This window comes from Pseudomonas fluorescens (genome assembly GCF_001708445.1).
Taxonomy (GTDB): Bacteria; Pseudomonadota; Gammaproteobacteria; order Pseudomonadales; family Pseudomonadaceae; genus Aquipseudomonas; species Aquipseudomonas gorinensis.
The window spans coordinates 170417-190914 of record NZ_CP015637.1; the positions used below are offsets into that span (position 1 = coordinate 170417).

16 protein-coding genes and 1 tRNA gene are annotated in these 20498 nt (G+C 56.4%); 11 read left to right on the forward strand and 6 right to left on the reverse strand.

Going from position 1 to position 20498, the window contains the following annotated elements; all coding sequences use genetic code 11:
* Nucleotides 1-46: 46 nt before the first annotated feature.
* Nucleotides 47-2695, reverse strand: a complete 2649-nt coding sequence (locus tag A7317_RS29730) for an AAA family ATPase (RefSeq protein ID WP_172831334.1) — start codon at nt 2693-2695, stop codon at nt 47-49.
* 693 nt (nt 2696-3388) lie between these two features.
* Between A7317_RS29730 and A7317_RS00750 the strand changes: the two genes are divergently transcribed.
* Nucleotides 3389-4300: an endonuclease/exonuclease/phosphatase family protein gene (locus tag A7317_RS00750; RefSeq protein WP_069074997.1), complete on the forward strand. Its 912-nt coding sequence runs from the start codon at nt 3389-3391 to the stop codon at nt 4298-4300.
* Nucleotides 4300-5028 (forward strand): hypothetical protein, encoded by a 729-nt coding sequence (locus tag A7317_RS00755; RefSeq protein ID WP_069074998.1) that lies wholly within the window; start codon nt 4300-4302, stop codon nt 5026-5028. The genes A7317_RS00750 and A7317_RS00755 overlap by 1 nt, the downstream gene beginning before the upstream one ends.
* A 288-nt stretch (nt 5029-5316) precedes the next feature.
* Here A7317_RS00755 and A7317_RS00760 read toward each other — a convergent pair whose 3' ends face one another.
* Together A7317_RS00760 and A7317_RS00765 are read right to left on the reverse strand one after the other, a co-directional pair.
* The gene (locus tag A7317_RS00760) at nt 5317-5715 is read right to left on the reverse strand and encodes a hypothetical protein (protein WP_069074999.1); all 399 of its coding nucleotides are present in this window, start codon (nt 5713-5715) and stop codon (nt 5317-5319) included.
* Between the two features lie 216 nt (nt 5716-5931).
* A tRNA-Arg gene (locus tag A7317_RS00765) sits at nt 5932-6008 on the reverse strand.
* A 371-nt stretch (nt 6009-6379) separates the two neighbouring features.
* Between A7317_RS00765 and gabD the strand changes: the two genes are divergently transcribed.
* From gabD to A7317_RS00780, 3 genes are all read left to right on the forward strand, one after another.
* Nucleotides 6380-7822, forward strand: coding sequence for an NADP-dependent succinate-semialdehyde dehydrogenase (gene gabD / locus A7317_RS00770; RefSeq protein ID WP_069075000.1), 1443 nt, complete (start codon nt 6380-6382; stop codon nt 7820-7822).
* A gap of 198 nt (nt 7823-8020) precedes the next feature.
* Nucleotides 8021-9298 (forward strand): 4-aminobutyrate--2-oxoglutarate transaminase, encoded by a 1278-nt coding sequence (gene gabT / locus A7317_RS00775; RefSeq protein WP_024072736.1) that lies wholly within the window; start codon nt 8021-8023, stop codon nt 9296-9298.
* A gap of 137 nt (nt 9299-9435) precedes the next feature.
* Nucleotides 9436-10644: an HDOD domain-containing protein gene (locus A7317_RS00780; RefSeq protein ID WP_069075001.1), complete on the forward strand. Its 1209-nt coding sequence runs from the start codon at nt 9436-9438 to the stop codon at nt 10642-10644.
* Between the two features lie 239 nt (nt 10645-10883).
* Here A7317_RS00780 and A7317_RS00785 read toward each other — a convergent pair whose 3' ends face one another.
* Nucleotides 10884-11885 carry a GGDEF domain-containing protein gene (locus A7317_RS00785; RefSeq protein WP_069075002.1) on the reverse strand — a complete coding sequence of 334 codons (1002 nt, stop codon included), beginning with the start codon at nt 11883-11885 and terminating at the stop codon, nt 10884-10886.
* Between the two features lie 201 nt (nt 11886-12086).
* Entirely contained in the window at nt 12087-13271 is a 1185-nt protein-coding gene (gene desA / locus A7317_RS00790) for a delta-9 fatty acid desaturase DesA (protein ID WP_024072739.1), read from the reverse strand.
* Nucleotides 13272-13437: 166 nt separating this feature from the next.
* Here desA and dibA point away from each other — a divergent pair, with 166 nt between their 5' ends.
* From dibA to A7317_RS00820, 6 genes are all read left to right on the forward strand, one after another.
* Complete coding sequence (gene dibA / locus A7317_RS00795; RefSeq protein WP_069075003.1) at nt 13438-15351, forward strand: phosphodiesterase DibA; 1914 nt, start codon at nt 13438-13440, stop codon at nt 15349-15351.
* A gap of 394 nt (nt 15352-15745) precedes the next feature.
* Nucleotides 15746-15928 (forward strand): sulfur starvation response protein OscA, encoded by a 183-nt coding sequence (gene oscA, locus A7317_RS00800; protein WP_003170956.1) that lies wholly within the window; start codon nt 15746-15748, stop codon nt 15926-15928.
* A 66-nt stretch (nt 15929-15994) separates the two neighbouring features.
* Nucleotides 15995-17005 (forward strand): sulfate ABC transporter substrate-binding protein, encoded by a 1011-nt coding sequence (locus A7317_RS00805; protein WP_069075004.1) that lies wholly within the window; start codon nt 15995-15997, stop codon nt 17003-17005.
* Between the two features lie 140 nt (nt 17006-17145).
* The gene (cysT, locus tag A7317_RS00810) at nt 17146-17964 is read left to right on the forward strand and encodes a sulfate ABC transporter permease subunit CysT (RefSeq protein ID WP_024072742.1); all 819 of its coding nucleotides are present in this window, start codon (nt 17146-17148) and stop codon (nt 17962-17964) included.
* 13 nt (nt 17965-17977) lie between these two features.
* Nucleotides 17978-18850 (forward strand): sulfate ABC transporter permease subunit CysW, encoded by an 873-nt coding sequence (gene cysW / locus A7317_RS00815; protein WP_024072743.1) that lies wholly within the window; start codon nt 17978-17980, stop codon nt 18848-18850.
* A gap of 3 nt (nt 18851-18853) precedes the next feature.
* Complete coding sequence (locus tag A7317_RS00820) at nt 18854-19834, forward strand: sulfate/molybdate ABC transporter ATP-binding protein (RefSeq protein WP_024072744.1); 981 nt, start codon at nt 18854-18856, stop codon at nt 19832-19834.
* Nucleotides 19835-19960: 126 nt separating this feature from the next.
* Here the strand turns inward: A7317_RS00820 and A7317_RS00825 are convergent, their stop codons facing one another.
* A complete protein-coding gene (locus A7317_RS00825) occupies nt 19961-20488 on the reverse strand; it encodes a DUF962 domain-containing protein (RefSeq protein ID WP_069075005.1) in 528 nt (175 codons plus the stop codon).
* Nucleotides 20489-20498 lie beyond the last annotated feature (10 nt).

Here is a 20498-nt window from a genome sequence, read left to right on the forward strand (position 1 = left end):
ATACACCGAGGCAGGGGCCGACCCTGCCTTGGCAACCTGCTGAACCTTATCCGAAGGTGCTAACGGGAGGCTGGGTCTGGGCCTTGAATGCTTTTTCGGCAGCCTTTCTACGGGTAGCAATGTCGCTAGCAAATGTTCTCAACTCGTTAATATGAATTTTTATCTCCGCTGGCGTTGGCCTATTTTCTGATAGAGATCTCGACTTATCGTGACCATACATCCAACTACTCGCAAGAGACATGTTAGTAGTTACTCGGTTAGCATCTGAAGGTTCAATTGTTATTTGGCCTAATCTGGTAGTTTGTACGCTATTTCTTCCGCGGCTAACTATGTCGAAGAAAAGGTCCTGTTCAATCGACGACTCCCAAGCCTCCCTTAGTAGGCAGTAAAGCATTGCGGATTTTTTGTTGTAATTTGAAATGTCCGAATCATAAAGATCTTTGAAGGAATTTAGCTCCTGCTCTAAGTTGTGCGCCCTGCTACTCGTACTCATTCCACGCCAAGGTGCTTCTATATGACAGAATCCAGAATCTTTACCATTTCTTCTAACTGTAAATGAAGAAACGGCAGGGCGTATATTCTTACTTAAAGCCATTTCCGTGCACTTGCCATCGATTTCCATAATAAGTGCCAAGTCGTGTGTGAAAATTATTATTTGTCTAGATAAAGCTTCCAAGCATAGGCGGGACGCAATTTTTTCACGGTACACGTGATCAAGAGAACTAACTGGGTCATCAAAAACAATGGGTGATGAATTTGAAAACGTTTTAATTTCTGCGAGATACGCTGCTAGTGAAACAACTTTTTGCTCACCCTCACTGAGAACTTTTCCTGGTTTTTGTGCACCTATTGAAAAGCTGTGGGAAGTGTCGCTGTCCTTAACGATTGGCGCTATATTAACTTCTAGTTCGATACCAAATGCATCCAGCTCTGCTTTGAAGTTGTTAATAAAATCCGGCGTTACCAGTTCAGAAATAATTAGTTTTGCCTTGCTGGAAAATCGTGTTTTTGTTTGTTTTAGTGAGTTGATACCATTTTCTACATCTTTGTTGTGTTTGAGATTGTCGATGTAGTTAATGATTTTCTCGGACGCGTCTGATAGTAACTTCTTGGTATTTTTCTTCTTTAAGTTTTCTTTGTCTAATTCGTATTTTTCGGGAGATATATTTTCCTTAAGTTCTTTAAGTCTGTTGCTGAGTTTCTCAGTGACGCTGTCTTTTATAGAGTCAGCAGAAATGTTATTTTTGTTATATGGTGCTTTAGGCTGATCCGCTTTGAAAAAATCCTGTCTGGTCTTAAGTGTTCGGAACGCTTCAGCCAACCCAAAGTCTGAACCTATTGCCTCCACCAAATCATTACAAAGAGGTTCATAAGCTTCTGGCTCGGGTAAAGCCAGATTGATGATTTCATTTTTTTTGTTTTTTAAATTGGTGCAAGCTTTGTCGTAAGTTACTTTGCTCTCGTCTTGCATGAATTGCCAGAAGCGATCAAGACGATCTTTTGCATGGTCGTCAAGTGGTTGCATACAAAGGACACACAACGCGTCTTCGCTAGTGTTCGGAAATTCGCTTTCGGTGTAGGCATGAGAGGTAGAAAATTCTTTGGCTGCGGTGAAAAGAATTTTCCAAGGGTCGGAGTGAACTCCCTCTAATGGATCTGCTTTGTCAAAAGTTGTGAGCGAAAAGTCGTAAGCTTTTTTGGCAGTTACTTCAGAAACTTGTAAGTTGTCAATTTCGTCAGGTTTTGTTTCGTTTAATATTTTTTCGGCAGCAGCTAGTTTTTGAATTGCTCGGGGAAGCCGCTCCGTTGAGATTTTTGTTAATTTCGCAATAGTTTTTACTGTGGTGCCATTTTCGTAGTCGGTAACGGTGCTTGTTAAGTTTGTTAGGTCTGTTGAATCTTGCTCACTCCAAGTGAGAGTGAGTTTTACGTCGGCACTGTTGGTTTTTTCCGACATGCGATTTAACCAGGCTTGAACTTCTATGTTTTCTTCCAAGCCGTTTATAATTGGTTTCTTCGCGTCTCGTAGCTTTAACTGCAATGTATTTTTGACGCTTTCTATTGCTTGGGATACATGGTCGAAGATATCAGCGCCTCGGGGCTTGTATGTGACACGGTTGGTGCTATCAAGCAAGGTTTTTCCGCAGTCGGTATCAAATACATTAATGGAGGCTAATTCCGCATGGTTTCTTCCTGGAGTCCAGGTCCATTCCTCTCGACTGCCGTTTTTCAAAAAACTTATGCGGGCGGATTGCTTGGATGTCTTTGGCTTATAAATGTTGCTAAGAAGAGTTGGTTCTACATGTTTTGCAAAGCACGCGCTTTTTAATATCCGGCTGTATCCTGATTTTCCTGAGCCGTTTTCTCCATATATTAGTGTGATTCCAGAGTGTCCAAACGGTAGCTTTGCTTCTGAATGAATGGCATTGATATTTTCTACAATGTCGATGCTACACAGCTTTATAGGTTCTACGGAGGTTTCGGCAATGGTCCCGTCAAGTTGATACACAGGCGGAGAGCATTCCTTATTTTCATTCTCATCATTAAGGCCGAAGGCGCACAGTGCGTTTTTTGATATTTGCTTAAGCTGGTCTGGACTCAACGCTGAGTCTTGTAAAAGGCGACGAACAAGGTCTGCTTCCCATTCTGGCAGGTCTTTTGCCGCCCATTCCACAATCGCTTGATACGAGTTCATACACGTTCCCTGTGGTGGCTTTTTGATATGTTTTACTCGTAAAGCGCCTTGCCGTCTAGACGTCATAAGAACGCTCAAGCTTAGCCAAGAACGCTGACAATAATTAGTCTGAAGTAAAGCGGAGTAGCCGCCATTACTGACTAGATTTGCTTGGTGTATTGAGGTAGAGAACGGCAGGGATTTGCGGGGCTGCAGATCCTCAAAAAAACGGCTCAAGAGCCAGTACGGCCTTGACGTAGCATAGGTGTAGGGGGGGCGGAAAAAGCCATATATTTAGACCGCAGGTGTGGTGGGGGGACAACGGCGCGCGCCTAGTCGCGACCTAGTCAATCAATGCTGACATTCTTCATCAGTGGGACCATTTGTATAATTACTCCTGATGGAGGCCACGTGATCGCATCGCCCTTGACCAACCATTCACTTCGCGTTGACAGCTGCCGCCTTTCAGGGGGGGCACTGAGCGGTCTTAGGTGTACACGTGGCTCTTACTTTCAAACAGTCCCACGACTACCTTCGGTCCAAAAGGAATTGCGAATCAATTGGCCGTTTCAATGTTTAACAGCTGGTGATGTATGAATTTCTTGAAAAGAGGTGAGTCGGGAAACAAAAAGCACCCTGAATGACTTAACAACTTCTAGCCCACGCGATTCTCAGGTAAGGTTCAGGAGATTGATTTCGGAGCCTGAAGATGTCATGGATCTAAAAATAGCCTGGTGGAACTGTCATCTCTCAGCACCTGCCACGAAAGCAAAGCCCGGGAAGGTAACCATTGAGTTTGTAGCAGTGATTTTGGCTATGCTCGATTCAGGAGTTGACTTGTTATGCCTTTGCGAGGTGAACGAAGAGAATTGCGTTGACCTAGAACGCCATATCATTGCTGCAGCACTACGTGACCCGACGTATCTGGACTTTACAGTTAAACCGCTATATAAAAAAGATGGTAATGCGATTGATGACTATGGCGTAGTTTACAGAACTAGTAAGCTCAATCTGGCTGGCGCGGTCGTGGAGTTAAATGCTAAGGCAGTTACAACTGAAAAACGACTGAAAGTCGGACAGAAGCTGCTTTTCAAATTAGGTGGGACCACGGATGTTTGGGTAATACTCTGCCACTGGCAAAGTTTGCAGACCTATTCCGAGGGTGAGTATGTTAGGGTCGAGATAGCCTTGCAGCTTAGAGGCTATGTGGAGGATATTTATGAGCAAGATCCTAATGCTCTCATTATTATCTGCGGTGACTTCAACGACGAACCGTTCAGCATGCCGATCCAGATGACATTAAAAGCGAGTCGAGATATTAGTTACGTCAAGGCGCGTAGTACTGCACTATTTAATCCTACTTGGCGATTAATAGGTATGAATGACCTTGTCACTGGAAGGCATTTGCCTGCTGGTACTTGTTCAAGCTCCGATGCAAGACATATGACCAATTGGCGGACATTCGATCAGATTATTCTTTCTTCTGGGTTTCTTAGAGATGAATGGAGTTTTGTAGGGAGCGGCGTCGAAATCATGAGTAATATAATGGTCGGCGGAAATCCATTGTCATGGAAGGAGTTATCTGATCACTATCCCATTACCTGTAATTTAAAGAGGGCGGTTTAATGGACTTTTTAAAGCTGGTTCAAGAGGGTGTTGAAAAATCCAATCAGTCACTTGCTGCGATTAGAGAGGTGGATGGCGTTTTTGACAGAGTTAATACTGATCTACGTAAATTTCCAGCAGGCGAACTAAAGGTTTTTCGCTCAGTGTCGACTCTTTCCCAAGCGGCTTCGTTGGTGAATAATCTGGCAGGGATTGACTCTATCAATCTGAAGCAAGATTTGGTTGTGCTTTCTCTGACCACCGATATTGGTACATTTTCTCAGGAGGTTGCGGGCTGGAAGCAGCGCGCCACGGGCTACCCATGTATTCTAAAGTTTGAAGGGCAAGAGCTTAGCTTAAGCAATGAAACACAACTTATCAGTGGGTTCGGTGAGCTACTAGCGTCTGTAGGCTTCGGTAATGCCGTCAATAAACTGCTTAAGTTATCTGCTGAGGCTCATCAGAAACAAAATCAAGCGTCTGGCACCATTGTTTCGGCTGGTTCAGAAAAGAAAGTGATTGCGCCCATTAAACAGAGCCCTGTTAAGCTCGCCGCAGTTAAGTCTACTGCCAAACCAAATATGCAATCCAATGTTAAGTATGCAGCGAAACCCCTTGCTGCTACTGCGGCTGCCGCAAAACCTACTGCAAAGCCCACTTCTAAATTACCGGTACAATCCGGAGAAAAGAAGCGGACTCGCAAAGGTTCAGATAAACCTCGCGATGCGAAACCTGAGGCGCCAGCATAAAACATTTAGTTATTGTGCTGTCTGTTCTCTAGCATAGCTCGTTGCGCCGTTTGGCCAGTCGAGTCCATGTTATTAGCGATATGCCGTCGAGACGCGTCTTGGAACTTTCCCGGTCCCGTGTCCAGTGTCTATTTTGAGGAATTTATGCATTCTCGTAGCTATAAAAAGCCGCCCAGAGGCGGCTTGTAGACTACGAGAATGATAGTGCTCAGGGCGTTTGAGTTTGAGCATTTTGCCTAGTCATGGCATTCAATTCTGAAGGTCGACGTGTCCGGTAGATCTTGTTCTTCAACTCGCGCTCGCCAGCCGTGAAGTCATCTCGCGGAACAATAGCAAGCGAATGCCACACGGCATCGTCTTCGGTAGACAATGTAGCGCTTGCTTGGTCAATAAAGCCAAATAGGGCCTCGCCGAGTCGACGAGCCTGCTGTCTGCTGCCTTCGCATTATCATGAAACAACGCCTCTCGATAGAACGCATCCTTCTCAATGTCCCGCTGAATCACCACCTTCTTGCGCTGCAACGCCTTAAGAAAAATCTTAGCCTCGGGAATTTCGAAAAGAGATGTGGTGGCGTTTATGGCCGAAATCGGGTCAGATTTATTTACACCACCGAACTCCTTATTTTCACCATTTGGGCGAACGAGCAGATCACGTGGGGCGAGTAACGAGAATGTCGTTAGGCTCAACCTAGAGCTGATGGCAGGTAGATGATCTGTGAGGTTGGCTCAGCTAGGGCAGCTATCCGGAAACTTCGGACAGTTCAAACCCAATGCTCAAGACGAGCTGTCCACACCGTCAATCTCACCGCTTCAATGTGATTCCCCCCATCAAAAAAACCATCAACCAATCACCCACAAAAAAGCCCCAGATCTTTCGACCTAGGGCTTCTTCATCTCTATATATGGTGCACCCGGCGGGATTCGAACCCACGACCCCTGCCTTCGGAGGGCAGTACTCTATCCAGCTGAGCTACGGATGCTTGTGCGGGCGACATCATACCCATGTCGACCTTGGGCGTCCATGCTGGTCTTTGGCCGTTCAAACGTAGGATTTTGCCGCGCAGAGGCCCTGCGCCGTGCGGTAGGGATCAACCTGGTGGCGCACGGGCCGATCACGCTGATCAGAAAAATCCGGTAAATACGCGGTTTTCGTTCTTTTTTTCGAACAGACTATTGCCCTGCACCCCCATTGATCCTAGGATTCGTTTGAGATTTCAAACGCTCTGTCTCCCGTGCGCTCTTTCACTTCCCGCGCGTGCTGGGGCTGATTTCCCTGACGGCAGCCCACAAGGCGCCTTTCAACAACTCTAATTCGCTCCGCGTGCGCGCGGTGCTGTTAAGGAAAGCCGACATGCAGCTCAAAGATACCCAGTTGTTCCGCCAACAAGCCTTTATCGATGGCGCTTGGGTGGATGCGGACAATGGTCAAACCATCAAGGTCAACAACCCGGCCACGGGTGAGATTATCGGCACCGTGCCGAAGATGGGCGCCGCTGAAACCCGCCGCGCCATCGAAGCCGCCGACAAGGCCCTGCCGGCCTGGCGTGCGCTGACCGCCAAGGAGCGCGCCAATAAGCTGCGCCGTTGGTTCGAACTGCTGATCGAAAACCAGGACGACCTCGGTCGCCTGATGACCCTCGAGCAAGGCAAGCCGTTGACCGAAGCCAAGGGCGAGATCGTCTACGCTGCTTCCTTTATTGAGTGGTTCGCCGAAGAAGCCAAGCGCATCTACGGTGACGTGATCCCTGGCCACCAGCCCGACAAGCGTCTGATCGTGATCAAGCAGCCGATCGGCGTGACTGCCGCGATCACGCCGTGGAACTTCCCGGCCGCGATGATCACCCGTAAAGCCGGCCCGGCCCTGGCCGCCGGTTGCACCATGGTGATCAAGCCTGCCTCGCAAACCCCGTTCTCGGCCCTGGCCCTGGTTGAGCTGGCGCACCGTGCCGGCATCCCTAAAGGCGTGCTGAGCGTGGTCACCGGCAGCGCCGGCGACATCGGCGGCGAGCTGACCAGTAACCCGATCGTGCGTAAATTGTCCTTCACCGGCTCGACCGAAATCGGTCGCCAGCTGATGGCCGAATGCGCCAAGGACATCAAGAAAGTTTCCCTGGAGCTGGGCGGCAATGCGCCGTTCATCGTGTTCGACGACGCCGACCTGGATAAGGCCGTCGAAGGCGCGATCATCTCCAAGTACCGCAATAACGGCCAGACCTGCGTCTGTGCCAACCGCCTGTACATCCAGGATTCGGTGTACGACGCGTTCGCGGAAAAACTCAAGGTGGCCGTGGCCAAGCTCAAGATCGGCAACGGTCTGGAAGAAGGCACCACCACGGGCCCGCTGATCGACGGAAAAGCCGTGGCCAAGGTTCAGGAGCACATTGCCGATGCCCTGAGCAAAGGCGCCAAGCTGTTGGCCGGTGGCAAGGTGATGGAAGGCAACTTCTTCGAACCGACCATCCTGGTCGACGTGCCGAAGAACGCCGCCGTGGCCAAGGAAGAAACCTTTGGCCCGCTGGCGCCGCTGTTCCGTTTCAAGGACGAAGCCGAAGTGATCGCGATGTCCAACGACACCGAGTTCGGCCTGGCGTCCTACTTCTATGCGCGTGACCTGGGTCGTGTGTTCCGTGTGGCTGAAGCCCTGGAATACGGCATGGTTGGCGTCAACACCGGGTTGATCTCCAACGAAGTGGCGCCGTTCGGCGGCATCAAGGCCTCGGGCCTGGGCCGTGAAGGCTCCAAGTACGGGATCGAGGACTACCTGGAAATCAAATACCTCTGCCTGGGCATCTAAGTTCTGTAAGGGATAAGCCCGGCAAGGGATTGCAGTAAACGCAAAGGGCACGAGAGCGCTGACCCTTTGCGTGTTTCACATCGTTATTCGTAGTGGCCGGGAAAGCTGTGGCAGTCGATCATCGCATGCTGCCGTAGTTGCCTCCCCGCCACGTATTCCTTGGACCACGCCACCCGATGAGTGGCGAATGAGGACTTTATGAGCAAGACCAACGCTTCCCTGATGAAACGCCGCGAAGCCGCTGTACCGCGCGGTGTTGGCCAGATTCACCCGATCTTCGCCGAATCCGCGAAGAACGCCACCGTGACCGACGTTGAAGGTCGCGAGTTCATCGATTTCGCTGGTGGTATCGCCGTGCTGAACACCGGCCACGTGCACCCGAAAATCATCGCGGCCGTGACCGAGCAGCTGAACAAGCTGACCCACACTTGCTTCCAGGTATTGGCCTACGAGCCCTACGTAGAGCTGTGCGAAAAAATCAACGCCAAGGTCCCAGGTGATTTCGCCAAGAAAACCCTGCTGGTCACCACCGGTTCCGAAGCGGTAGAAAACGCGGTGAAAATCGCCCGCGCCGCCACTGGCCGTGCCGGTGTCATCGCGTTCACTGGCGCTTACCACGGTCGCACCATGATGACCCTGGGCCTTACCGGTAAAGTCGTGCCTTACTCGGCCGGCATGGGCCTGATGCCAGGTGGCATCTTCCGCGCGCTGTACCCGAACGAGCTGCACGGCGTGAGCGTCGACGACTCCATCGCCAGCATCGAGCGCATCTTCAAGAACGATGCCGAGCCGCGTGACATCGCTGCGATCATCATCGAGCCAGTGCAGGGCGAAGGCGGTTTCTACGTCGCGCCTAAAGCCTTCATGAAGCGCCTGCGTGAACTGTGCGACAAGCACGGCATCCTGCTGATCGCTGACGAAGTGCAAACCGGTGCCGGCCGTACCGGTACTTTCTTCGCCATGGAACAGATGGGCGTCACTGCCGACCTGACCACCTTCGCCAAATCCATCGCCGGCGGTTTCCCGCTGGCCGGTGTGTGCGGCAAGGCCGAGTACATGGACGCCATCGCCCCAGGTGGCCTGGGTGGCACCTACGCGGGTAGCCCGATCGCCTGCGCGGCGGCCCTGGCCGTGCTGGAAGTGTTCGAAGAAGAGCATCTGCTGGATCGCTGCAAAGCCCTTGGCGAACGTCTGGTCACCGGCCTCAAGGCCATCCAGGCCAAGTACCCGGTGATCGGCGACGTGCGTGCCCTGGGCGCCATGATCGCGATCGAGCTGTTCGAAGGTGGCGACACCCACAAGCCAAACGCCGCTGCCGTCTCCGCCGTGGTGGCCAAGGCGCGTGAGAAGGGCTTGATCCTGCTGTCCTGCGGCCCTTACGGCAACGTGTTGCGCATCCTGGTGCCGCTGACCGCGCCGGACGAGCAACTGGACAAAGGCTTGGCGATCATCGAAGAGTGCTTCTCCGAGCTGTAATCGGACGCTGGCCTGTTCGTAAAGAAACCCGCTTCGGCGGGTTTTTTTGTGCCCGAGGCAGCACATTCAGGCGTTGTTCATTGTACGCAGGCGGCGGCATTGACTAAGGTTGCAGGCATTGCCGATGGAGCGTGCAGATGACTGCTGTTGTTTTACCCGCTGTACCCCGTGTGCTGATTGCCGAGGCGGACCCTTGGTCGCGGGATCTGCTCAAGCAAGTCTTGCTGAATGTGCGCTGTGACGCGCGGCTGGATGTGTGTGCCGATGGGCAGCACGCGGCCACGTTGCTGCGCGAAAAACACTACGACCTGATCCTGGCGGATTGGGAACTGCCGGGCATCGATGGCCTGAGCCTGCTGCGCGACGTACGCCAGCAGCGCCGCTCGCCCGTGCTGCCCTTCATTCTGCTGAGCAGTCGCAATGACAGCGCCAGCGTACGCGAAGCCTTGCCCCTGGCGCCCACGGCCTATCTCACCAAGCCCCTGAACTTGGAAGGCCTGACCCAGCGCCTGCAAGACTTGCTGCTCAACGAAGGCGAAAGCGTGTATTGCGAAGTGCCGGCGCTGACGCCGGGCATGACCTTGCCGGCGTTCCTCGAACGTCGCCGCGATGCCTGCGATGGTGCGCCGTTGCGGGTCGATGTGAGGGCGGCCGTGCAGCACAGCCTTGGGCCTGAGGGCCTGGACCTCAAGCAGCTGGAAGACCAGGTGCGCATGGACCCGCAGATTACCGCCGTACTGATCGCCGCCGCCAACAGTGCCGGCCATCACGGCACGCCCGTGCAAACCCTGGCGGCAGCCCTGCACAAACTGGCGGCCGGGCAAAGCATGAACCTGATCCTCGGCCTGGCGCTCAAGCACAATGTGGTATTGGGCGACCCAGCCCTGGTGGCCTACGCCGAGCGCTACTGGCAGGTGTCCCAGGACACCGCCGACTACGCCCGACGCCTGGCGCGCATGTTGGAACTGGACCACGAGCGTTGCTACAGCGCCGGCATCCTGCATCGGCTGGGCGACCTGGCCTTGCTGCGCTGCCTGGAAGACTGGCGCCAGGGCGGCGGAGCCCTGGATGACGAAGCCATCGGCGAGTCCCTCTACACGTTTGGTGCCGCTTATGGCTCGGCACTGCGCGCACGTTGGCGCTTGCCGTTGGAGCTGCGCCAACTGATCGCCGCGATCTATTCCCTGGAGGGTGGGGTGTATGCCCGGGATGCGCTGGTGGTGCACCTGGCCGCGCAAATGGCGCGCTTGACCGAGCGAGAAGGGTTGAAAGAGTTGGCCAGCAGTAAAACGGCACGCTTGCTGAAAGTGGGGTTGTCGGAGCTGATGCGGTTGCGCAAGGCCTAGAGAGCGATGACATTCAAGTATGGGAGGTGCAGTGCTGTCGCGCAGCAAACTGAACCCCCTGTGGCGAGCGGGCTTGCCCCGCGTTGGGCTGCGCAGCAGCCCCAATAAGGCCACCGCATTTCTTCTGGTAGAACCGGGAGACTGGTTTTAGGGCCGCTACGCGCCCCAACGCGGGGCAAGCCCGCTCGCCACAAAAATACGCTCGTTTAAGGAAAGGTTTTAATCCTTGATCTGATCTTCTAACCCGCAACCACGCGATTCTTGCCCTGCCGCTTGGCTTCGTACATCGCCGCATCGGCGCGGGCGAACAGGCTGTCCAGGGTTGAATCTTCGTCGGTGAGGTTGGCCAGGCCCTGGCTGACGGTCACGGTGAACGCCTGGCCTTCGTAGCTGAAATTCAGGGCCTGGATCTCTTTGCCCAGGCGTTCGGCCACTTGCAACGCCATCTCCGGTGCGCATCCAGGCAGTACGGCGGCAAACTCTTCACCGCCAATGCGCCCGAACAGGTCGCCACGGCGCAATACGCCTCGACCGCTCTCGGCGATGCGGCGCAGCACCTGGTCGCCCTCCAGGTGGCCGTAGGTGTCGTTGACGTCCTTGAAATCATCGATGTCCAGCAACAGGAACGCCAGCGGCGCGCCTTGGGCGCGGGCGCTGTCGAAGGCCTGCTTGGCACATTCGAAAAAGTGCCGGCGGTTGCTGCTCTGGGTCAGCACGTCGGTGGTGGCCAGCCGGTGCAATTCCATCTCCAGTTGCTTCTTTTCGGTGATGTCTTCGGCTATGCCCACCACGATCACCGGTTCGCCCGGTCCGACCTGCTGGTTGATGTAGCATTTGTCGCTCAACCAGCGAATCTGCCCGTCGGCGGTGATGATGCGGTACTCACGGTCTTCCACGGCGCCGTGGTCCAGCACGCGGGCCAGGCTGTATTCGGCGTAGTCGAGGTCTTCGGGGTGAATGCTGTTGCGCCATTCCCGATAGTCGGCGAGCAGCAGGCCGGCCGGGCGTCCAAATATCCGCTCATAGGCCGGGCTGACGTACAGCACGCGGCGCGTCTGCCAATCGACGGCCCACAGCACGGCGTTTACGCTGACCAGCAGTGAACTCAGTAATTGCTCGCGCTCACTGAGCCGTTCGACTTCGCCCTGGGCATGCATGAGCGCCAGCAAGGTCGCCGCCGCTGCGGGTCGGGGCGGCTCTGTGGTGGGCGGATCGGACAGGTAGGGTTTTTCGTGGACCATCGGCACAACTCTCTCTGGGCGCGCCGCAGGATTCAGCAGCGGTCACAACAAGGGGCCACCATGATGGCGAAGTGTTGTTTGAGAGGGACGAATTGCAGCGAAGTTCCGTCATCAGGGGCGATTAGGACGGATTAGCGCGTGTCTGGAGAATGACGTCAAAAAAGTGATTGCGGGGGAGGGCAGGCCCCTCCCCCCGCATCATCAGACCGCCGCAGGGCGCAGCGAATAGGTTTTCAGCTGGTGGGCAAAATCGCGCAGGGACTGGATACCACTGGCCTCTGCCTCATGCACCCATTCCTTGATTGCCGCCAGCATGTCGTGGCCATTGGAGCTGGTCTTGAGCCAGATCTGCTGCAGTGCCAGGCGTTTTTCGTAGATCACGGTCAGCGCGTGGCTGTGTTCCAGCATGCTCTGGATACGCAGGTGATGGCGGTCATCCAGCAAGCTGGTTTCCCGCGACAGCAGGCGCTTGGCGCGGTGGAACTGGTGGCGCACCGAGTGATCGACCTTTTCCAGCTCTTGCTTGACCAGTGGGCCGATCACCAGCTTGCGGTACTGGGCCATGATCTGGAAGCGGTTGTTGAGGATCGCCATGGCGGTGTCCATGTCCAGGTGGCCCTTGCCTTCCACGCGGTGGGCAATCGGTGCCACGCGCTGTACCTTGGCCAGGCGCAGGAAGCTGAATACCTTGATCCACGCCCAACCCAGGTCGAACTCCCACTTTTTCACCGACAATTTGGCGGAGTTGGGATAGGTGTGGTGGTTGTTGTGCAGCTCTTCGCCACCGACGATGATGCCCCATGGCACCAGGTTGGTCGCCGCATCGCGGCATTCGAAGTTACGGTAGCCGATGGCATGGCCGAGGCCGTTGATTACGCCGGCGGCCCAGAACGGAATCCACATCATCTGGATCGCCCAGATGGTGATGCCGATGGTGCCGAACAGCAGCAGGTCGATCACGCCCATGATCGCCACGCCCAGCAACGGGTACGGCGTGTAGAGCTTGCGTTCAAGCCAGTCGTCCGGGCAGTTCTTGCCGTAGATGCGCAGGGTCTCGGGGTTTTCCGCCTCGGCCCGGTACAGCTCGGCACCTTTGCGCAGTACGGTGGACAGGCCTTTGATCACCGGGCTGTGGGGGTCGTCGACGGTTTCGCATTTGGCGTGGTGCTTGCGGTGGATAGCGGTCCACTCGCGGGTGTTCTGCGCCGTGGTCAGCCACAGCCAGAAGCGGAAGAAGTGTTTCAGGCCGGCATTGAGCTCCAGGGAGCGATGGGCTGAATAGCGGTGCAGATAGACGGTGACCGCAACGATGGTCACGTGGGTCATCAACAGAGTGACTGCCACCAGTTGCCAGGCCGACAAGTCAAGAAAACCGTTGTACCACATAGGCTGTATGGCCCTCAGATAAAGAAAAAAACAGCTCACGCATTATCACTAAGCCTACAGAGAAAACCAGCCACCCTTTCAGATAGGAGTGACTGGATGTTTCTTATTCTATAATCCGCAGCCTTTGTAGGGCGAATCTGGCTTTTTAGTAAGGACTACTAACCATATGCTGTTTTCATACCGAGGCGCCCGCCGTGCCGGGTTGGTATATCTGCTGGTTTCGATGCTGTGGGTTGGGCTCACTCAACGGGTATTGATCGAGTTTCTCGATAATCCCAGCGAGCTGAACCAATGGCTGCAGGTGCGCGGCTATGTGTGGGTGGCGCTCAGTGCCCTGGCGATCTACCTGATTTGCGCGCGCTTTGCCCGGGCCAATCTGCTTGCCCAGCCCCTGAAAGAAAACCGCGAGCGCCTGCGCCAGGCGGCTGCTGTATTCGATTGCACCCGTGAAGGCGTACTGGTCACCGACGCCCGTGGGCTGATCGTGCATGTGAACCGCGCTTTTATGGCGATCACCGGCTATCGACGCGAAGACGTCATGGGCCAGCAACCGAGCCTGTTCAAGTCCGGGCGCCATTCGTCGAGTTTTTATCAACAGATGTTCCAGACCCTGGAGCGCACCGGCGAATGGAGTGGCGAAATCTGGAACCGGCGCAAAAGCGGCGAAATTTATCCACAGTGGCAAACCATCCGTGTGATCCATGATGATCACGGCCAGCTCAGCCATTACGTCGCGGTGTTTTCCGATATCACCGCGATCAAGGATTCCGAGCACGAACTGGCCCACCTCGCCCACCACGACCCCCTGACCGGCCTGCCCAACCGCCTGTTGTTCACCGACCGCGCCGAGCAGGCACTGGCCTCGGCGCAAGTCCACAAGCGCGGCTGCGCCTTGCTGTTGCTTGACCTGGACCACTTCAAGATCATCAACGACAGCCTCGGCCATAACGTCGGCGACCAACTGCTCAAGCAGGTCAGTGAACGCCTCGCAGGTCTGTTTGGCCCGGGTGTCACCCTGGCACGCCTGGGCGGGGATGAGTTCGCCGTATTGGTGGAAAGTTGTCCACAGGTGGTGCAGGCCGCCGCGCTGGCGCAACGCATACTCGATGCTTTGCGGGAGCCGTTCATCTTCGACGGCCATCAGTTGTTTATCAGTGCAAGCATCGGTATCAGCCTGTTCCCCAGTGATGCCCTGAGCGCCGAACAGTTACTGCGCAATGCCGATTCCGCGCTGTTCAAGGCCAAGAGCGTGGGCCGCGAAGGTTACGCCCTGTACACCGAAGAGCTGACCGCCCACGCGCAGAACCGGGTGGAAATCGCCAGCGAACTGCGCCGCGCGCTCGAACAGCAAGAGCTGCGCGTCTACTACCAGCCGGTGCATGACCTGCACAACAGCCGCCTGATCGGTGTCGAAGCGCTGGTGCGCTGGCAACACCCGGAGCGCGGCCTGGTGCCGCCGGTCGAGTTCATCCCCATCGCCGAACGGACCGGGCTGATCGCCGATATCGACGCCTGGGTCATGGACCAGGCCTGTCGCCAAATGTGCCAGTGGCTGGCCGATGGCGTGCAACTGAGCTTTATCGCCATCAATGTCTCCAGCCGCCTGTTCGCCCGACGCGAGCTGTATGAGCAAGTGGCGCAGGTGCTGCACACCACTGGCCTGGACCCCGCCTTTCTGGAGCTGGAAGTCACCGAGAGCGCAGTGATGGAAGACCCTGAAGTGGCCCTGGAACAACTGCACCGCCTGCGCGAACTGGGCTTGCGCCTGGCCATCGACGACTTTGGTACTGGCTATTCCTCGTTGTTGCGCCTCAAGCGCCTGCCGGTGCAGAAGCTCAAGATCGACCAGGGGTTTGTTGCCGGGTTGCCGTGGGACGAAGATGACGCCGCGATTGTGCGGGTGGTCATCGCCCTGGCCAAAAGCATGGGCATGCAGGTGCATGCCGAGGGCATTGAACAGGTGGAGCAGGCCCGGTTCTTGTTGGAGCAAGGCTGCGATATGGGGCAGGGGTATTGGTTTGGGCGGCCAATGCCGGCGCAGGACATTGATTGGCAGCGCGCCCCGCCAATCCAGACCTGAAATGCAGTCAAATGTGGGAGTTAAGCGTACATCGCCTTCTGTAGGAGCGAGGGGGACGCCTAGTTCTTGCTCGCGAAAAACCTCAACGATAACGCGTGTGTCCTGAATGAACTCGGTGCCTGTGAGTTTTTCGCGAGCAAGAACTAGGCGTCCCCCTCGCTCCTACAAAAAGCCTTCAGCAAGCCCCCTCCCACATTTGGAACTTCACAAGGCGTTATTTCGGCGCTCGGGCGCAAAAACCTCGCGCAACCCCGCGTCCTGTCAGAAAATTCTTTCTGGTTATATAAACATTCTTAAATAGTATTTTTAAGAATATCCGCGCTTATCTACTATCGCCCTCACGCCGCAAGCAGTGCCGCCACTGCGAGGCACTATTCATTTCAGGAGCGAGACCATGAGCGCATCTCTACGTAGCGTCGACGGCCAGGACGAAGCAGCCATTTTGCGTGAGATCCAGAGCGCCCTGCGCGATCTGCGGTTTGGCGCGGTGGAAATCACGGTGCACAACGCCCAAGTGGTACAGATCGAACGCAAGGAAAAATTCCGTCTGCAGAACCCGGGGAACAAACCGAGCTAGGCAAGAACGGCGATAGACCCGCAACTATAAGAAAAAGCCAACACCCCCAGAATTTCAGGAGCTTCTATGTCGTCGATTCGCCGTTATGCCCTGGCCGCATTGGCCAGTGCCGTGTTTGCCGGTTCCGCCGTTGCCAAGGACTACGAGTTGCTCAACGTCTCGTATGACCCTACCCGTGAGCTGTACCAGGACTACAACGCTGAGTTCACCGCCTTCTGGAAACAGTCCCACCCCGGCGACAACGTCAAGATCCAGCAATCCCACGGTGGTTCGGGCAAGCAAGGCCGGGCCGTGATCGACGGCCTGCGCGCCGACGTGGTGACCTTGGCCCTGGCCGGTGACATCGACGAAATCGCCAAGCTGGGCAAGACCCTGCCGGAGAATTGGCAGACCCGCCTGCCGGACGCCAGCACTCCATACACCTCGACCATCGTGTTCCTGGTGCGCAAGGGCAACCCCAAAGGCATCAAGGACTGGGGCGACCTGATCAAGAAAGACGTGTCGGTGATCACTCCGAACCCGAAAACCTCCGGCGGTGCGCGCTGGAATTTCCTCGCCGCCTGGGCCTATGGCCTCAAGGCCGGTGGCAGCGAAGCCAAGGCCCAGGAATACGTGAAAGAGCTGTTCAAGCACGTACCGGTTCTGGACACGGGGGCTCGTGGTTCGACCATCACCTTCGTCAACAACGGTCAGGGTGACGTGTTGCTGGCCTGGGAAAACGAGGCGTTCCTGGCGCTGAAAGAAGACGGCGGCGCCGACAAGTTCGATATCGTCGTGCCTTCCCTGTCGATCCTCGCCGAGCCGCCAGTGGCCGTGGTCGACAAGAACGCCGAGAAAAAGGGCAACACCGAAATCGCCACTGAATATCTGAAGCACCTGTACAGCCCGGCTGGCCAGGAGATTGCAGCCAAGAATTTCTACCGCCCACGCGATGCAAAAGTGGCTGCCAAATACGCCCAGCAGTTCCCGAAACTGGACCTGGTGACTATCGACAAAGACTTCGGCGGCTGGAAAACTGCCCAACCGAAATTCTTTAACGACGGTGGCGTGTTCGACCAGATCTACACGGCGCAGTAAGCCAAAGTACCTGTAGGAGCGGGCTTGCTCGCGAAGATCGTCAATGATGACGCGGGCATTCTGAATGAACGCGGTGCCCTTGAGTTCTTCGCGAGCAAGCTCGCTCCTACAGTGGTTTCTACCTTTAACCAAGGACTCTTATGTCGCGTCGTATTTCCCCCGTCATACCCGGCTTCGGGCTGACGCTGGGCTACACCGTGGTGTACCTCAGCCTGATCGTACTCATCCCCCTCGCGGCGATGTTTGTACACGCCGCTCAACTCACCTGGGATCAGTTCTGGAACATCATCTCCGCACCCCGTGTGCTGGCGGCGTTGAAACTGAGCTTCAGCACCGCGTTGTACGCCGCGCTGATCAACGGTGTGATCGGCACGCTGCTGGCCTGGGTGCTGGTGCGCTACACCTTCCCCGGCCGCAAGATCATCGACGCGATGATCGACCTGCCGTTCGCCCTGCCCACCGCCGTGGCCGGTATCGCGCTGACCGCGCTGTACACGCCGACCGGCCTGGTCGGTCAGTTCGCCGCCGACCTGGGTTTCAAGATCGCCTACAGCCCCTTGGGCATCACCCTGGCGCTGACCTTCGTCACGCTGCCGTTCGTGGTGCGCACGGTGCAGCCGGTGCTCGCCGATATCCCCCGGGAAGTCGAAGAGGCCGCCGCCTGCCTGGGCGCCAAGCCGTTGCAGGTGTTCCGCTATATCCTCGTGCCCGCGTTGCTGCCCGCCTGGCTGACCGGCTTCGCCCTGGCGTTTGCCCGGGGCGTCGGTGAGTATGGTTCGGTGATTTTCATCGCCGGCAACATGCCGATGAAGACCGAGATCCTGCCGCTGCTGATCATGGTCAAGCTCGACCAATACGACTACCGCGGCGCCACGTCCATCGGCGTGTTGATGCTTGTGGTTTCCTTTGTCCTGTTGCTGCTGATCAACTTGTTGCAGCGGCGCATCGAACGTCCATAAGGAGGCGCGGAACATGTCCCAATCGTCTATTTCCGCTGCAGCCTCGGCCAACGCAGCCCGCCGTGGCAGCGCTGTTTCCCGGCGCATCCTGATCGGCCTGGGCTGGCTGGTGTTCTTCCTGTTCCTGTTGCTGCCGCTGTTTATCGTGGTGTCCCAGGGCCTGAAGAACGGCCTCGGTGCGTTTTTCACCGCGATCCTTGAACCGGATGCGTTGTCCGCGTTGAAACTCACGGTGATCGCCGTGTTGATTTCGGTGCCGCTCAACCTGGTATTCGGCGTCAGCGCCGCCTGGTGCGTGAGCAAGTACTCGTTCCGTGGCAAAAGCATCCTGGTGACGCTGATCGACCTGCCGTTCTCGGTCTCGCCGGTGATCGCGGGCCTGGTCTACGTATTGATGTTCGGCGCCCAGGGCCTCTTCGGGCCCTGGTTGCAGGCGCATGACATCCAGATCGTGTTCGCCTTGCCCGGCATCGTGTTGGCGACCATCTTCGTGACCGTGCCCTTTGTCGCCCGTGAACTGATCCCGCTGATGCAGGAACAGGGCACCCAGGAAGAAGAGGCCGCGCGCCTGCTGGGCGCCAATGGCTGGCAGATGTTCTGGCATGTGACCGTGCCGAATATCAAATGGGGCCTGATCTACGGCGTGGTGCTGTGTACCGCGCGGGCCATGGGTGAGTTCGGCGCGGTGTCGGTGGTGTCCGGCCACATTCGTGGGGTCACCAATACCTTGCCGCTGCACGTCGAGATTCTCTACAACGAATACAACCACGTCGCCGCCTTTGCGGTGGCGAGCCTGCTGCTGATCCTGGCGCTCTTCATCCTGCTGCTCAAGCAGTGGAGCGAGAACCGTATTAACCGCCTGCGCGCCGCAGCGGCTGAGGAATAAGTCATGTCGATCGAAGTCCGTAATGTCAGCAAGAACTTCAACGCTTTCAAGGCCCTGGACAGCATCAATCTGGATATCCAGAGTGGCGAGCTGGTGGCGTTGCTGGGCCCCTCCGGCTGTGGCAAGACAACGTTGCTGCGCATCATCGCCGGCCTGGAAACCCCAGATGCCGGCAGCATCGTGTTCCACGGTGAAGATGTCTCCGGCCACGACGTGCGTGATCGCAATGTCGGGTTTGTGTTCCAGCACTACGCGCTGTTCCGCCACATGACCGTGTTCGACAACGTTGCCTTCGGCCTGCGCATGAAGCCGAAGAACCAGCGCCCCAACGAAAGCCAGATCGCGGCCAAAGTCCACGAACTGCTGAACATGGTGCAGTTGGACTGGCTGGCCGACCGTTACCCGGAACAACTCTCCGGTGGCCAACGCCAGCGTATCGCCCTGGCCCGCGCCCTGGCGGTAGAGCCCAAAGTGCTGTTGCTGGATGAACCGTTCGGCGCCCTCGACGCCAAGGTGCGTAAAGAGCTGCGCCGCTGGCTGGCGCGCCTGCACGAAGACATCAACCTGACGTCGGTGTTCGTGACCCACGACCAGGAAGAGGCCATGGAAGTCGCCGACCGCATCGTGGTGATGAACAAGGGGGTGATCGAGCAGATCGGCTCACCGGGCGACGTCTACGAAAACCCGGCCAGCGATTTTGTGTACCACTTCCTCGGCGACTCCAACCGCCTGCACCTGGGTGAAGACCAGCATGTGCTGTTCCGCCCCCATGAAGTGTCGCTGTCACGTCATGAGCTGGAAGACCACCACGCCGCCGAAGTGCGCGATATCCGCCCCTTGGGCGCGACCACGCGGGTGACGTTGAAGGTTGAAGGCCAAAGCGAGCTGATCGAAGCCGAAGTGGTGAAAGACCACGACAGCCTGACCGGCCTGGCCCGTGGCGAGACCCTGTTCTTCAAGCCCAAGGTCTGGCAAAAAGCCTGATAACTCCGCACTACCCAATGTGAAAATGGAACCAAATGTGGGAGGGGGCTTGCCCCCGATAGCGGTGTGTCAGCTAACGAATACTTGGCTGAAGGACCGCAATCGGGGGCAAGCCCCCTCCCACATTTAGATTTCTCTCGGCTTTAGATCGCGGCGCGCCACCGGGCCCGAGCGTTGCTCAATGTCCGCCTTCAGGTCATGCCGCAACCCCAGCAGAAACGCCAACTCCGCCACCACAAACAGCGGCCCGACAATCAGCCCCGACACATCATCCACAAACGCCGGTTTCTTGCCTTCGTAGTAGTGCCCGACGAACTGAATCACCCAGCCCACCACGAACATGCCGATGCCGCTGCCGAGCCACACCTGCGTGCTGTGCGCGGCCAGCTCATGCCCGACCCACACTGACAGCCCCATCAGTACCGTCATCAACACACCCAGGGCCAGTTCCAGGCGCAGGTAAAACCACGCCGCCAGCAGCGCGACCAAGACGGCCGGCGATAGCCAGAACCCGGCCAGCGGCCATTCCGGGCGTGAAAGCAGCACCGCGACGGCCACCACGATCAGCGGGATGCCGATAAAGTGGCTGGCGATATTGCGCGGGTCGCGGTGGTAGGCGGCGTATTGACTGAGGTGGTCGACGAGGCTTTTCATTGTTGTTCCT

Coding starts and splice junctions, on each gene's coding strand:
- A7317_RS29730 (WP_172831334.1), bottom strand. CDS start 2,695: ATGAACTCGTATCAAGCGATTGTGGAATGGGCGGCAAAAGACCTGCCA.
- A7317_RS00750 (WP_069074997.1), top strand. CDS start 3,389: ATGGATCTAAAAATAGCCTGGTGGAACTGTCATCTCTCAGCACCTGCC.
- A7317_RS00755 (WP_069074998.1), top strand. CDS start 4,300: ATGGACTTTTTAAAGCTGGTTCAAGAGGGTGTTGAAAAATCCAATCAG.
- gabD (WP_069075000.1), top strand. CDS start 6,380: ATGCAGCTCAAAGATACCCAGTTGTTCCGCCAACAAGCCTTTATCGAT.
- gabT (WP_024072736.1), top strand. CDS start 8,021: ATGAGCAAGACCAACGCTTCCCTGATGAAACGCCGCGAAGCCGCTGTA.
- A7317_RS00780 (WP_069075001.1), top strand. CDS start 9,436: ATGACTGCTGTTGTTTTACCCGCTGTACCCCGTGTGCTGATTGCCGAG.
- A7317_RS00785 (WP_069075002.1), bottom strand. CDS start 11,885: ATGGTCCACGAAAAACCCTACCTGTCCGATCCGCCCACCACAGAGCCG.
- desA (WP_024072739.1), bottom strand. CDS start 13,271: ATGTGGTACAACGGTTTTCTTGACTTGTCGGCCTGGCAACTGGTGGCA.
- dibA (WP_069075003.1), top strand. CDS start 13,438: ATGCTGTTTTCATACCGAGGCGCCCGCCGTGCCGGGTTGGTATATCTG.
- oscA (WP_003170956.1), top strand. CDS start 15,746: ATGAGCGCATCTCTACGTAGCGTCGACGGCCAGGACGAAGCAGCCATT.
- A7317_RS00805 (WP_069075004.1), top strand. CDS start 15,995: ATGTCGTCGATTCGCCGTTATGCCCTGGCCGCATTGGCCAGTGCCGTG.
- cysT (WP_024072742.1), top strand. CDS start 17,146: ATGTCGCGTCGTATTTCCCCCGTCATACCCGGCTTCGGGCTGACGCTG.
- cysW (WP_024072743.1), top strand. CDS start 17,978: ATGTCCCAATCGTCTATTTCCGCTGCAGCCTCGGCCAACGCAGCCCGC.
- A7317_RS00820 (WP_024072744.1), top strand. CDS start 18,854: ATGTCGATCGAAGTCCGTAATGTCAGCAAGAACTTCAACGCTTTCAAG.
- A7317_RS00825 (WP_069075005.1), bottom strand. CDS start 20,488: ATGAAAAGCCTCGTCGACCACCTCAGTCAATACGCCGCCTACCACCGC.